Source organism: Rhizobium sp. NLR10b, from assembly GCF_019685435.1.
Classification (GTDB): Bacteria; Pseudomonadota; Alphaproteobacteria; order Rhizobiales; family Rhizobiaceae; genus Rhizobium.
In genome coordinates this window covers 118,062-130,691 of record NZ_JABDWV010000018.1, presented here as the reverse complement: position 1 = coordinate 130,691, position 12,630 = coordinate 118,062, and the positions used below count along the sequence as shown (strand labels likewise).

Below are 12,630 nucleotides of genomic sequence, written 5' to 3'. Positions count from 1 at the left end.
TCAGGATCCCCAATGACCAGAGCAAGACGCCGCCGTATCATTCGTACACGACGAACCCTGACCGGGCTCGCCCTCGTCGGTTCGATTTCATTTCTGGCCGGCATGACCGATGCGACCGGGCTGCTGCTGACCGGCGATTTCGTCTCCTTCATGACGGGGAATACGACGCGGGCCGCACTCGCGCTGGGCCAGGGCAATCTTTATCATGCGGCGGTGCTGATCTCCGCCATTCTCGTTTTCGTGCTCGGCAATGCGACCGGTATCGTCATCGCCCATGTCTCCGAGCGGCGCATCTTCGTCGTTCTCGGCTGCGTCGGGGCCGTTCTGGCGCTTGCTTCGATGACGACGGCTGAGAGCCTGATGTTGGTGCGGTTCTACATGATCGTTTGTTCCATGGGCATGGTGAACGCCGCCGTCGAACATATCGAAGGCCTGCCGATCGGCCTGACTTATGTCACAGGCGCACTGTCGCGTTTCGGCCGCGGCATCGGCCGCTGGATTATCGGCGATCGCCGTGTCGAATGGACGATCCAGCTCGTCCCCTGGGGCGGCATGATGCTCGGCGCGATCGCCGGTGCCGTCCTGACCCGGTTGACCGGCGCCCATGCCTTGTGGCTGGTCTCCATCTTTGCCATGGCGCTGGCGCTTGTCGCCATGTTCATTCCCCGGCCGCTTCAGCGGCGCTTCAACCAGAAGCTCGCGCCGCATCACACGGGCGCCCTGCGCTAGCGATAGGACCGTCGCATTCCTGTTACCGCCGAATCGGATAGGAAGGACGCGCGCCCATCCTCAAGGAGTAGGTCTTGTTCGTCATTTCCAAGCTTGTCTGGATTTTTGCCCAGCCGCTGTCGCTGGCATTCCTTCTCGTCTTCTTCGCCTTTGCCGCCGGACTTCTGCGCTGGCACAGCTCAAGCGTCCTCGGCGCGATGGCTTCAGCCCTCATCCTCTTCATCACGCTCTACACCACGGCCGGCAACCTTCTGATGCAGGGGCTCGAGCAGCGCTTCGCCAAACCTGCCGCCGATCCCGACAGCCTGCAATGCATGATCGTGCTCGGCGGCGCCTTCGAAAACGAGGTGAATACGGCGCGCCACGGCATTGAATTCAATCCTGCCGCCGACCGCTTCATCGAAGCGCTGCGGCTCGCGCAGAAGTTTCCGCAGTCGCGCATTCTGATCTCGGGCGGCGACGGCTCACTCTCGGGCATTTACGAAGGCGATGCGGCGGCATCCGAGCGCTTCTTCCCGCTCTTCGGCGTCAGCAAGGATCGCCTGATCGAGGAGCGGCAATCGCGCACCACCTTCGAAAACGCCGTCAATACAAAAGAAGTCCTCGCGGGCCACGGCCTTTCCCAGTGCCTGCTGATCACCTCGGGCTTCCATATGCCGCGTTCCGTCGGCATCTTCCGTAAGCTCGGCATCGACATCGTGCCCTGGCCGACCGACTATCGCACCGACGGGCAGGTTCGGCTGAACCTGGATTTCACTCAGCCGAACCTCAACGCCCAGAATATGGCAACGGCGATCCGCGAATGGTACGGCCTGGTCGGCTACTATCTCGCCGGCCGGACGTCGGAGCTTTATCCGCGCTAAGCTTATTTCTTCGAGATGGTGACGAATTTCGTGCCGCGCACACGCGCGGTCACGATGCAGGGATCGCCTTCGGTGCGGTCGCAGAAACGCGGATGCATCTTCATCGCCAGCACCATGTTGCCGAAGCGCTGGACGAAGTCGTAGCCGTAGATCTGTGCCGTCGCGATCATGAAATAACCGCCTTCGGCGACCTGCAGATAGAAATTATAGGTGCAGCCGTCGTCGTTGCATTGCGGCTCCTTCTGCCCGTCGCAGGTCAGCTGGCCCTCATTGACCACGGCGTCGATCAGCCCGTCATTGTTGATGTCCTGCCTGATAACGAAGCCGTCGGCGAATTCGGCCGCTTTGCACTGTTCCTGGAAATGCTTCTTCTCGTAGATTTCGGGGTCGGAGATCAGCGATTGCTGGGCAAGCGCGGCTACCGGCATGGCGAGCAGCAGGACAATATTGAGAACGGCGAGCACCAGCGTTTTCACGGGCTTTCCTCTTTTGGACAAAGGCTCTGAAGCCAAGGCATGTCGCCTAAAACCATGCAGCGGTTTCGGGATACGACATACATCGAATAAAGACTGATGCTTTATCGCCGCGCCGCCTTGCGCCGCCCTTGCCGCCATGGTTCTTTCCGGAAACTGTTCGCCGGCTCCGGGGTCCGCATGTCCTTGCTCGTCTATCTCGATTATGCCGGCATTGCGCTGTTTGCCGCGACAGGCGCGCTCGCCGCCTCGCGCAAGCAGCTCGATCTGATCGGCTTTCTGTTTTTTGCCATGGTCACGGGAACCGGCGGCGGCACCGTGCGCGACATCGTGCTCGGCCGTGTACCGGTCTTCTGGGTGCTGAACCCTGCCTATATCCTCGTCTGCTGCATCATGGGCGTGATTGTCTTCTTCACCGCCCATCTGCTGGAATCGCGCTATCGCCTGCTGATCTGGCTGGATGCGATCGGCCTTGCCGCCTATTGCGTTCTGGGTGCCGCCAAGGGACTTGCCGCTACCGGCTCGCCGACCATCGCGATCGTCACCGGCACACTGACGGCGACCTTCGGCGGCATCCTGCGCGATCTGATGGCAAACGAGCCTTCGGTGCTGTTGCGGCCGGAAATCTATGTGACGGCGGCGCTGGTCGGGGCCGGCGTGTTCACGCTCGCCAATGCGTTGGGAATGCCGCTCTATCTCGCCTCCGGCTGCGGCGTTGTGGCGGCCTTTGCCGTTCGCGGCGGCGCCCTTTGGTTCGGCTGGACCTTCCCGATCTACAAACACAAGCCCGGGCGGCATCCCGACGATGTGATGTGAGCCTTTTGGTCGCCGTCAGCCTTGCTTGGCTCGCAGGCGGATCACCACGTCGACATGAGCGATCTCCAAACCTTCGGGCGGCTCCGGCAGATTGCCGATCGTCAGGTTGCTGACGGGAATGTCGAGCACCTCGTTATGGCCTTCGATGAAGAAATGGTGGTGGTCGGAAACATTGGTGTCGAAATAGGTCTTGGCGCTCTCGACGGCGAGAACGCGGATGAGACCGGCTTCGGTGAACTGGTGCAGCGTGTTATAGACGGTCGCCAGCGAAACCGGCACCCCGGCGGCAACCGCCTCCTCATGCAGTTCCTCGACGGTCAAATGCCGGTCGCCCTTGGCAAACAGGAGGTCGCCGAGCGCGACGCGCTGGCGTGTGGGGCGAAGGCCCGCGCCGCGCAGCCTTACCTCTATTGCGATCGGGAGTGCACCCGTCATCAACACCAACTCCGATTATTCCTGCATAAAGCAATCATGTTTCTTCAAGCGGTATAACTTTTGCATCGGAGCCTTTCAATAGTTCAGTGGGGACAAGAGCCTGACAAACGCGGCAAAAACGGGCTTTTGATGCAAATAGGTCTGGTCGCAGCTCTGGCCTTCCTGTATGCGACCACCAAATAATGGCGTAAGCCTGGTCCAAACCGATGAATGAAGCTGCCTTGCTTGTGCTTCATTTTCTGAAGAACTTGGACTACACGTTCACATCCATCGGCTTCACGCGGGGGGAAAAAGAAATTTTATGACCACCAGACAGTCCAGCTTCTCGTATGAAGAACTCATCGCTTGCGCCCATGGCGAGCTGTTCGGACCCGGTAATGCGCAGCTGCCGCTGCCGCCCATGCTGATGGTTCACCGCATCACGGACATTTCCGAAACGGGCGGCGCCTTCGACAAGGGCTATCTCAGGGCCGAATACGATGTACGCCCCGACGACTGGTATTTTCCCTGCCATTTCGAAGGCAATCCGATCATGCCTGGCTGCCTCGGCCTCGACGGCATGTGGCAGCTGACCGGTTTCTTCCTGGGCTGGCTTGGCGAGGAAGGTCGCGGCATGGCGCTTTCAACCGGCGAAGTGAAATTCAAGGGCATGGTCCGGCCGCATACGAAGCTGATCGAATACGGCATCGACTTCAAGCGCGTCATGCGCGGTCGCCTCGTGCTCGGCACGGCCGATGGCTGGCTGAAGGCGGATGGCGAGACCATATACCAGGCGTCCGACCTTCGCGTCGGTCTATCGAAAGACAAGACCGCCTGAAACCGCATTTCGAGCGGCTGACGAAAACAACAAAGGTTTGATCAGATGAGACGGGTAGTTGTCACGGGTCTGGGTATCGTTTCCTCGATCGGAAGCGATGCGGCCGAAGTCACCGAATCCTTGCGCCAGGCAAAGTCGGGTATCTCCTTTTCCAACGATTTCGCCGAACACGGCTTCAAGTGCCAGGTCTGGGGCAGCCCCAAGCTCGGCCAGGCGGAACTTGGCGAACTGGTCGATCGCCGCGCCATGCGCTTCCTGTCGCAGGGCGGCGCCTGGAACCATGTCGCCATGAAGCAGGCGATCGCCGATTCCGGTCTGGAAGAGACGGACTACGCACAGAACGAGCGCGTCGGCATCATCATGGGATCCGGTGGCCCGTCCACCCGCACACTCATCGAGGCGGCCGAGATCACCGTAAAGAACCACAGCCCGAAGCGCATCGGCCCCTTCGCCGTGCCGAAGGCGATGTCGTCAACCGCATCGGCCACACTCGCCACCTGGTTCAAGATCCACGGCGTCAACTATTCGATCTCGTCGGCCTGCTCGACCTCGGCGCATTGCATCGGCAATGCCACTGAAATGATCCAGTGGGGCAAGCAGGACATGATGTTTGCCGGCGGCCACGAAGATCTCGACTGGACGATGTCCAACCTCTTCGACGCGATGGGGGCCATGTCCTCCAAATATAACGACACGCCCGATACTGCCTCGCGCGCCTATGACGTCAACCGCGACGGTTTCGTCATCGCCGGCGGCGCCGGCGTGCTGGTGCTGGAGGAGCTGGAGCACGCCAAGGCCCGCGGCGCCAAAATCTACGCCGAAATCGTCGGCTACGGCGCCACCTCTGATGGTTACGACATGGTCGCTCCCTCGGGCGAGGGCGCTGTCCGCTGCATGCGCCAGGCGCTTTCCACCGTCAAAGGCGATGTCGACTATATCAACACCCACGGCACATCGACGCCGGTCGGCGACAGCAAGGAAATCGGCGCCATCCGCGAGGTGTTCGGCACCAAGATCCCGCATATCCAATCGACCAAGTCGCTGACGGGCCATTCGCTCGGTGCGGCCGGCGTGCAGGAATCGATCTATTCCCTGCTGATGATGCAGCAAGGTTTCATCGGCGAAAGCGCCCATATCGCCGAGCTCGATCCCGAATTCGAAGGTGTGCCGATTGTGCGCAAGCGAATCGACAATGCGAAGATCGATATCGCTCTCTCCAATTCCTTCGGCTTTGGCGGGACGAACGCCACGCTCGTCTTCCAGCGCTATAACGGATAACAACATGACTGGAATCATGCAGGGTAAGCGCGGCCTCATCATGGGCGTCGCAAACAACCATTCGATTGCCTGGGGGATTTCAAAAGCGCTCGCCGCACAGGGGGCGGACCTCGCCTTCACCTATCAGGGCGATGCGCTCGGCAAGCGCGTCCGGCCGCTGGCCGCCGAAGTCGGCTCGGATTTCGTGCTGCCTTGCGACGTCGAGGACATCACTTCCGTCGATGCCGTGGTCGACGCGCTCGGCGAGCGCTGGGGCAAGCTCGATTTTATCGTCCATGCCATCGGCTTCTCGGACAAGAACGAGCTGAAGGGCCTCTACGCCGATACGACGCGGGAGAATTTCAGCCGCACCATGGTCATCTCCTGCTTCTCCTTCACCGAGATCGCCAAGCGCTGCGCTCCGCTGATGGAAGGCAGTGGCGCGATGCTGACACTGACCTATAACGGCTCGACGCGCGTCATTCCGAATTACAATGTCATGGGTGTCGCCAAGGCGGCGCTCGAGGCTTCGGTGCGTTATCTCGCTGCCGATTACGGCCCGCGCGGCATCCGCGTCAACGGCATTTCCGCCGGCCCGATCCGCACGCTGGCCGGCGCCGGAATTTCGGACGCGCGCGCGATCCTCTCCTGGAACCAGCGTAATGCGCCGCTGCGCAAGACCGTGACCATCGATCAGGTCGGCAGCTCGGCGCTCTACCTGCTCTCCGACCTCTCCGCCGGCGTCACCGGCGAAATCCACTTCGTCGATGCCGGCTTCAACATCACCTCGATGCCAACGCTGGAGACCCTGCGCAACGCCGACGTCGAATAAACGCCGCTGATTGAAATTCAAAGGCCGTGCGCATCCTCTGCGCACGGCCTTTTGTTTTGCGGGTAAGAACTCGGGGTCGAAGCGGCCTGAGCCTTATTTCTTCGCCCACAGAACCTTGAAGCGGGCATTGCGGCAGGTTTCGCCGCTTTCCCTGAAGTTCGCTGCCAGAACAGGCTCATAAGGCAGGCCGCGATTGGCGACCAGCATCAGCCTGCCGCCGCCGCGAACGGCGGAGGCGGCTGTCTTGATCATCGCCTGGCCGAGCGATGGCTCGGCGGCATGGCCCTCGTGGAAGGGCGGGTTCATGATGACGAGGTCGTATTTGTCCTTGACCGGCTCGCCCGCCAGATCGTGCCAGAAGAAGCGCGCTGGCGCGTTCGGGCAGTTCTCCGCCAGGTTACCCCGCGCGGCCTCCAGGGCCGCGTGATTGGCCTCATAGAGGTCAAGGCGGGCCAGCCCGCGCGATCTCTGTGCCATCTCGACCGAGAGATAGCCCCATCCGGCGCCGAAATCTGCGACGTCGCCGGTAAAATCCTGCGGCAGGCGCGAGGCGAGCAGTTCCGATCCGGCATCGATCCGATCATGCGAGAACATGCCGGCTGTCGCATGGAAGCGATTATCGACGCGCACCGGCGCCTTTGCCAGTTTGGAGATGATGCCGCCGGCCTCGGCCGGCCGTCCGAACCAGAAGGCGACGCCGTGATATTTCGGCATGTGGTCGATGGCGAGGCCGAAACCTTCCATCCGCTTGCGCAGCGGCTGGACGCCGTCTTCCTTGGCGCCGGCGACGACGATCAGCCCGCCGGCCCGGGTGCGGGCGATCGCGGCGGCGAGGTTGGCCTCGTTCTCGCCTTTGTGCTTGGTGCAGAGCACGAGTGCTGCGTCATAGTCCTCGCCGTCGATCTCAGGTGTGGCTTCGATCCGCTGCGCCAGCAGCTGGCGGTAGAGCGGCCGGAAGCCCTGGATGGCGCTGAGCGAGGCGGCAAAACCTTCCGGCAGCGCAAAGCCTGCTTCGGCGCCGAGAAAGAGCACACGCTCGCCTTCGCCGGGCGGCTGGATTGTACCGCTGGCAAACGGATGGAATAGGGTCTTCAACGTTTCGCGGCTCATCGGTCTCGTCTCATTTAGAATAGAAAAGGGGCGCGGAAGATTCCCGCGCCCGGAAAAGCTCTAAAGCTGGCGGAGGCGGCTTATTCGGCCGCTTCTTCCTTCTTCTTCTCGTTCGGGATCTCCTGGCCGGTGGCCTGGTCGACAACCTTCATCGACAGACGAACCTTGCCGCGTTCGTCGAAGCCGAGCAGCTTGACCCAGACCTTGTCGCCTTCCTTGACGACGTCAGTCGTCTTGGCGACGCGCTCGGAAGCGAGCTGCGAAATATGAACGAGGCCGTCGCGGGCGCCGAAGAAGTTGACGAAGGCGCCGAAGTCGGCGGTCTTGACGACAGTGCCCTCATAGATCTGGCCGATTTCAGGCTCGGCGACGATCGAGTGGATCCACTTGCGCGCCGCTTCGATTTCCTTGCCGGAAGAGGAGGCGATCTTGACGGTGCCGTCGTCCTCGATGTTGATCTTCGCGCCGGTCTTTTCGACGATTTCGCGGATGACCTTGCCGCCGGAGCCGATGACTTCGCGGATCTTGTCGACCGGGATGTTCATCACTTCGATGCGCGGAGCGAATTCGCCGAGCTGGCCGCGGCTTTCGGTGATGGCCTTGGCCATTTCGCCGAGGATATGGGCGCGACCGCCCTTGGCCTGGCCGAGAGCGACCTTCATGATCTCCTCGGTGATACCGGCGATCTTGATGTCCATCTGCAGCGAAGTGATGCCATCGGCCGTACCGGCAACCTTGAAGTCCATGTCGCCGAGATGATCTTCATCACCGAGGATATCGGAGAGGACGGCGAAGCGATCGCCTTCCAGGATCAGGCCCATGGCGATACCAGCAACCGGCTTCGCCAGCGGGACACCGGCATCCATCAACGCCAGCGACGTGCCGCAGACGGTTGCCATCGAGGACGAGCCGTTGGATTCGGTGATCTCGGAAACGACGCGCAGCGTGTAGGGGAACTGCTCCGCCGACGGCAGCATCGGACGGATCGCACGCCATGCGAGCTTGCCGTGGCCGATCTCGCGGCGACCCGGGGACCCCATGCGGCCGGTCTCACCAACCGAGAAGGGAGGGAAGTTGTAATGGAGCAGGAAGCGCTCCTTGTACATGCCGGTCAGGCTGTCGACATACTGCTCGTCTTCTCCAGTGCCAAGCGTGGCAACCACGATCGCCTGCGTTTCGCCGCGCGTGAAGAGCGCCGAGCCATGCGTGCGCGGCAGAAGGCCGACTTCCGAAACGATCGGACGAACGGTTTCAAGGTCGCGGCCGTCGATGCGGCTCTTGGTGTCGAGGATGTTCCAACGGACGATCTTGGCCTGCAGGTGCTTGAAGATCGCGCCGACTTCTTCGGCCGTATACTTGGCTTCGCCTTCCTCGGGGAGGAAATGCGCCTTGACCTTTGCCTTGACGGCGTCGACGGCGGCGTAGCGGTCAGCCTTCTGGGTGATCTTGTAAGCTTCGCGCAGTTCTGCTTCGAAATGCTTCAGCATCTCGCCTTCGAGCTCGGAATAGTCTTCCGGTTGGAAGTCGCGCGGCTCCTTGGCGGCGACTTCGGCGAGCTTGATGATCGCGTCGAGAACCGGCTGGAAGCCTTTGTGGCCGAACATGACGGCGCCGAGCATGACGTCTTCGGGCAGTTCCTTGGCTTCGGACTCGACCATCAGCACGGCGTCGTAGGTGCCGGCGACGACGAGGTCGAGGCTCGACTCATCCATCTCGTCGAGATGCGGGTTGAGAACATATTCGCCGTTGATGTAGCCGACGCGCGCGCCGCCGACCGGGCCCATGAAGGGAACGCCGGAAAGCGTCAGCGCCGCCGAAGAGGCGATCATGGACAGGATGTCAGGATTGTTTTCAAGGTCGTGCTGGACGACGGTGACGACGACCTGGGTGTCGTTCTTGTAGCCTTCCGGGAAGAGCGGGCGGATCGGGCGGTCGATCAGGCGGGAAACGAGAGTCTCGTTTTCGCTCGGACGGCCTTCACGCTTGAAATAGCCGCCGGGGATCTTGCCGGCTGCATAGGTCTTTTCCTGGTAGTTGACGGTGAGCGGAAAGAAGTCCTGCCCGGGCTTCGGCGCCTTGGCAGAGACGACGGTGGCAAGAACGACGGTCTCGCCGTAAGTGGCGAGAACCGCACCGTCGGCCTGACGGGCGATCTTGCCGGTTTCGAGCTTCAGCGGGCGGCCGGCCCACTCGATTTCCACTGTGTGTGTATCAAACATATCTTGTCCTTCAATGCGGGAGCACGCGCCATCGCCGATTTCAGGGCGCAGCGCACAGTCGACCGCAATCAATGTGACGTATCACGGGCAAGACAACGGGAGGCTTTTCATCGGCAGTTTCTCGAACGTGAGAGTTCCTGAGAAACTTGGGCCAAAGCCTTGGAGAGCTTTGGCCGAAAGCATCCGGCAATCCTGCCCCATGACAGGTCAGCGGTTGGTTTGGCAGAACCGGCCCATCCGGGTCTGCCGGTCGTTCCACCGCATGAGATAGGGCGCGGGCGGAACATTTCATCGGGAGCGTCGTCCCGAAACAGATCCGGCGGACGCTTAAAAGCGCCCGCCGGATAATTTTAGCGGCGGATACCCAGGCTGTTGATCAGCTTGGAATAGCGGCCTTCATCCTTCTTCTTGAGATAATCAAGAAGCGAGCGGCGGCTCGAAACCATCGTCAGCAGGCCACGGCGGGAATGGTTATCCTTCTTGTGGTCTTTGAAGTGTTCGGTCAGGTTGTTGATGCGCTCGGTCAGGATCGCGACCTGGACTTCCGGAGAACCGGTATCGCCTTCGGCGGTTGCGTATTCCTTGATCAGCGCAGCCTTGCGCTCAGCAGTGATCGACATCGGACGTTCCTTTCTATGAGAGGAGAAGACGTCGCCAAAAGCCGGGATGTCGTCCAGCTTTGGCCGTGAATGCGAGCAGGCGGACCTGACGCTGGCGCTGCCTATAAACCAAATATGCAGCGATGGAAAGAGGGGGCTCCCGCAGCCGCTTTCAACGGCCGGCCATGGCGTCCCGGATCATCGCATCATAACCGCCGGGATCCTGCAGCATGGCGAAATGGCTGGCATCCTTGAGGATGACAAGTTTTGCGCCCGGGATCTCCTTTGCCATCATCTCCGTATGGTCGAGCTTGACGGCTTCATCGTGATCGCCGATCGCAAGCGTGACGGGTACGGTGATCTTTCCAAGGTCCGCCGCCGTCCAGTTCGGCTGCGTCGCCCACATCTGAGAGATCTGGGTGACGAAGGCCTCGTATTCGGTCGGCGTCGGCGAAAGCTTTCTGTACTGGTCACCGGCAACCTCGATATAGTGGCTGAAGGTCTTGTTCTCCAAAACGTCGCCCTTAACGCCGTCCGTCGTGACGTTGGCCGCCTGAGCGATAACGCGGGTCAGCTTTTCCGGATGGTTCATCGCCATGTCGATGCCGATGATGCCGCCGTCCGACCATCCCACGAGCGTCACCTTGTCGATCTTCAGATAGTCGAGAAGGGCAACGTAGTCCGAGGTCATCAGATCGTAGCCGAAAGCCTGCCCGCTACGTGTCGACCGGCCGTGACCGCGGCTGTCGGCGACGATGACCAGATGATCCCGAGCAAACTCCGCCACCTGATGACCCCAGACGTCGGCATTTCCAAGACCGCCATGGATGAAGAGGATCGGATCGCCTTCACCATATTCGGCGTAATACATCTTGATGTCGTTCACATCAGCCATGCCGCTCGTCTTCGGCGTGGGCATTGAAGGAAAGGCGGGAAGCTCGGCCCATCGTTCGGTGGCTTGGGCGCCGGCAACGATCAGGAACAACGAAAAGAACGTCAGTACTTTCGCGATTCTACGCATGGTTTTCCCCTCGAGCCACCATGGCCCAAGGGCAAGGATATCGTATCGCTACCGCCTGACAATCGTCAGTGGTACGGATTCAGGCGAAAACCCGCTTCGGTCGAAACTCGCCCTGGCCGATTTCGCCGATCGCGATCAGCCTGCCGCGTGCCGTCGCATAGGCTTCGCTTTCGGCAATCGGCGCATCGCGGCCGCGCACCAGGATCGGATTACCCATCTTCAGCCGGTGCGCCTGGTCGTCGTTGATGACGAGATGGGGCAGGGCCGACAATGCTTCGCAGGTGTCGATCAGCAGCGCATCGAGGGCGGCGAGCCGCTCATCCATATCCTCGATCGATTCCAGCGCCACGAGGTTTGCGAGCGGAACCATGACCTCTTCCGAAAAGGGCGCGACAAAAGTGCGCCGCAGCCCTGATATATGTCCGTAGCAGCCGAGTTCGCGGCCAAAATCGCGGGCAAGCGCCCTGACATAGGTGCCCTTGCCGCATTCCACTTCGAAATGCGCGGTATTGGCGTCCGGGCAGGCAAGCAGGGTCAGCCGGAAGATTTCCACTTCCCGCGAGGGGATCTCGACGGCTTCGCCGTCGCGCGCCAGGTCGTAGGCGCGTTCTCCCGCTATCTTGATGGCGGAAAACTGCGGCGGCACCTGGCTGATGGTGCCGATATATTTGGGCAGGATATCGCGAATCTGCTGTTCGCTCGGCCGCTTGTTCGAACTCTCAGTGACCTCGCCTTCGAGATCGTCGGTGGCGCGCTCCTCGCCCCAGCTCACCGTGAATTCATAGATCTTGCGGCCGTCCATCACATAGGGAACGGTCTTGGTTGCATCGCCGAGCGCGATCGGCAGCATGCCGGAGGCCAGCGGATCGAGCGTGCCGGCATGGCCGGCCTTCTGCGCCTTATAGAGCCACTTGATCTTGGAAACGGCTTCCGTCGAGCCGAAATCCACCGGCTTGTCGAGAATCAGCCAGCCGGAAATCGGTCGGCCCTTGGGTTTGCGTGGTTTGGACATCAGTCTCTTCTGTTACTGTTCGTCGTTGTCGCCATCGAGATCTCGGCTCACCTCGGGCGAACGCAGCAGCTCGTCGATCTTCTTGTAATTGTCGAAGCTGGTGTCGTCGCGGAAGCGCACCTCCGGCATGTATTTCATCTGCCGAAGCTGGGGCCCGAGCCGGCCGCGGATGAACTTCGCATGGCGGTTCAACGCCTCGATGACGATGCTGTGGTCGGAAACGCCGAGCGGCGTCACATAAGCCGTGGCGATCTTGAGATCGGGCGACATGCGCACTTCGGAGATCGAAATCACGGTCGCCTCGATGATGTCGTCACGCACTTCACCGCGCTGCAACACCTGGGTGATCGCGGCGCGGACTTGTTCGCCAACGCGCAGCATGCGCTGCGAAGGCGCGGAGGATGTTGGTCTGGTCATTGTTATCTCTGTTTGCCGATGCGGCTGGGA

14 protein-coding genes are annotated in these 12,630 nt (G+C 61.1%); 6 read left to right on the top strand and 8 right to left on the bottom strand.

The window, feature by feature from the left end; translation table 11 throughout:
- Positions 1-12: 12 nt before the first annotated feature.
- Both HJB91_RS26220 and HJB91_RS26215 read left to right on the top strand, forming a co-directional pair.
- A complete protein-coding gene (locus tag HJB91_RS26220) occupies positions 13-729 on the top strand; it encodes a YoaK family protein (RefSeq protein WP_210629666.1) in 717 nt (238 codons plus the stop codon).
- Between the two features lie 74 nt (positions 730-803).
- Complete coding sequence (locus tag HJB91_RS26215) at positions 804-1,592, top strand: YdcF family protein (RefSeq protein ID WP_221156124.1); 789 nt, start codon at positions 804-806, stop codon at positions 1,590-1,592.
- 2 nt (positions 1,593-1,594) lie between these two features.
- Here HJB91_RS26215 and HJB91_RS26210 read toward each other — a convergent pair whose 3' ends face one another.
- The gene (locus HJB91_RS26210; RefSeq protein ID WP_221156123.1) at positions 1,595-2,068 is read right to left on the bottom strand and encodes a hypothetical protein; all 474 of its coding nucleotides are present in this window, start codon (positions 2,066-2,068) and stop codon (positions 1,595-1,597) included.
- A gap of 177 nt (positions 2,069-2,245) precedes the next feature.
- On the opposite strand from HJB91_RS26210, the gene HJB91_RS26205 reads away from it, so the two are divergent.
- A complete protein-coding gene (locus HJB91_RS26205; protein WP_210629663.1) occupies positions 2,246-2,881 on the top strand; it encodes a trimeric intracellular cation channel family protein in 636 nt (211 codons plus the stop codon).
- A 15-nt stretch (positions 2,882-2,896) separates the two neighbouring features.
- Here the strand turns inward: HJB91_RS26205 and irrA are convergent, their stop codons facing one another.
- A complete protein-coding gene (irrA, locus tag HJB91_RS26200) occupies positions 2,897-3,316 on the bottom strand; it encodes an iron response transcriptional regulator IrrA (RefSeq protein WP_221156121.1) in 420 nt (139 codons plus the stop codon).
- Positions 3,317-3,617: 301 nt separating this feature from the next.
- On the opposite strand from irrA, the gene fabA reads away from it, so the two are divergent.
- The 3 genes from fabA to fabI are packed head-to-tail and all read left to right on the top strand — an operon-like array spanning position 3,618 to position 6,222.
- Positions 3,618-4,133: a 3-hydroxyacyl-[acyl-carrier-protein] dehydratase FabA gene (gene fabA / locus HJB91_RS26195; protein WP_020920068.1), complete on the top strand. Its 516-nt coding sequence runs from the start codon at positions 3,618-3,620 to the stop codon at positions 4,131-4,133.
- Between the two features lie 45 nt (positions 4,134-4,178).
- Positions 4,179-5,411, top strand: coding sequence for a beta-ketoacyl-ACP synthase I (gene fabB / locus HJB91_RS26190; RefSeq protein WP_221147657.1), 1,233 nt, complete (start codon positions 4,179-4,181; stop codon positions 5,409-5,411).
- A gap of 4 nt (positions 5,412-5,415) precedes the next feature.
- Positions 5,416-6,222 (top strand): enoyl-ACP reductase FabI, encoded by an 807-nt coding sequence (gene fabI, locus HJB91_RS26185; RefSeq protein WP_210629660.1) that lies wholly within the window; start codon positions 5,416-5,418, stop codon positions 6,220-6,222.
- 93 nt (positions 6,223-6,315) lie between these two features.
- Here the strand turns inward: fabI and HJB91_RS26180 are convergent, their stop codons facing one another.
- From HJB91_RS26180 to rbfA, 6 genes are all read right to left on the bottom strand, one after another.
- The gene (locus tag HJB91_RS26180; RefSeq protein ID WP_221147658.1) at positions 6,316-7,332 is read right to left on the bottom strand and encodes a class I SAM-dependent methyltransferase; all 1,017 of its coding nucleotides are present in this window, start codon (positions 7,330-7,332) and stop codon (positions 6,316-6,318) included.
- An 80-nt stretch (positions 7,333-7,412) separates the two neighbouring features.
- Positions 7,413-9,551 carry a polyribonucleotide nucleotidyltransferase gene (gene pnp, locus HJB91_RS26175; protein WP_011423507.1) on the bottom strand — a complete coding sequence of 713 codons (2,139 nt, stop codon included), beginning with the start codon at positions 9,549-9,551 and terminating at the stop codon, positions 7,413-7,415.
- Between the two features lie 350 nt (positions 9,552-9,901).
- Positions 9,902-10,171, bottom strand: a complete 270-nt coding sequence (gene rpsO / locus HJB91_RS26170) for a 30S ribosomal protein S15 (protein ID WP_009997779.1) — start codon at positions 10,169-10,171, stop codon at positions 9,902-9,904.
- Positions 10,172-10,322: 151 nt separating this feature from the next.
- On the bottom strand, positions 10,323-11,171 hold the full coding sequence (locus HJB91_RS26165) for an alpha/beta fold hydrolase (RefSeq protein WP_210629658.1): 849 nt from the start codon (positions 11,169-11,171) through the stop codon (positions 10,323-10,325).
- A 79-nt stretch (positions 11,172-11,250) separates the two neighbouring features.
- A complete protein-coding gene (truB, locus tag HJB91_RS26160) occupies positions 11,251-12,183 on the bottom strand; it encodes a tRNA pseudouridine(55) synthase TruB (RefSeq protein WP_221147660.1) in 933 nt (310 codons plus the stop codon).
- A gap of 12 nt (positions 12,184-12,195) precedes the next feature.
- Complete coding sequence (gene rbfA, locus HJB91_RS26155; protein ID WP_009993666.1) at positions 12,196-12,600, bottom strand: 30S ribosome-binding factor RbfA; 405 nt, start codon at positions 12,598-12,600, stop codon at positions 12,196-12,198.
- Positions 12,601-12,630 lie beyond the last annotated feature (30 nt).

Excerpts from the sequence above, each read along its gene's own strand:
- HJB91_RS26220 (WP_210629666.1), top strand. The coding sequence starts at position 13 with ATGACCAGAGCAAGACGCCGCCGTATCATTCGTACACGACGAACCCTG.
- HJB91_RS26205 (WP_210629663.1), top strand. The coding sequence starts at position 2,246 with ATGTCCTTGCTCGTCTATCTCGATTATGCCGGCATTGCGCTGTTTGCC.
- irrA (WP_221156121.1), bottom strand. The coding sequence starts at position 3,316 with ATGACGGGTGCACTCCCGATCGCAATAGAGGTAAGGCTGCGCGGCGCG.
- fabA (WP_020920068.1), top strand. The coding sequence starts at position 3,618 with ATGACCACCAGACAGTCCAGCTTCTCGTATGAAGAACTCATCGCTTGC.
- fabB (WP_221147657.1), top strand. The coding sequence starts at position 4,179 with ATGAGACGGGTAGTTGTCACGGGTCTGGGTATCGTTTCCTCGATCGGA.
- fabI (WP_210629660.1), top strand. The coding sequence starts at position 5,416 with ATGACTGGAATCATGCAGGGTAAGCGCGGCCTCATCATGGGCGTCGCA.
- HJB91_RS26180 (WP_221147658.1), bottom strand. The coding sequence starts at position 7,332 with ATGAGCCGCGAAACGTTGAAGACCCTATTCCATCCGTTTGCCAGCGGT.
- pnp (WP_011423507.1), bottom strand. The coding sequence starts at position 9,551 with ATGTTTGATACACACACAGTGGAAATCGAGTGGGCCGGCCGCCCGCTG.
- rpsO (WP_009997779.1), bottom strand. The coding sequence starts at position 10,171 with ATGTCGATCACTGCTGAGCGCAAGGCTGCGCTGATCAAGGAATACGCA.
- HJB91_RS26165 (WP_210629658.1), bottom strand. The coding sequence starts at position 11,171 with ATGCGTAGAATCGCGAAAGTACTGACGTTCTTTTCGTTGTTCCTGATC.
- truB (WP_221147660.1), bottom strand. The coding sequence starts at position 12,183 with ATGTCCAAACCACGCAAACCCAAGGGCCGACCGATTTCCGGCTGGCTG.
- rbfA (WP_009993666.1), bottom strand. The coding sequence starts at position 12,600 with ATGACCAGACCAACATCCTCCGCGCCTTCGCAGCGCATGCTGCGCGTT.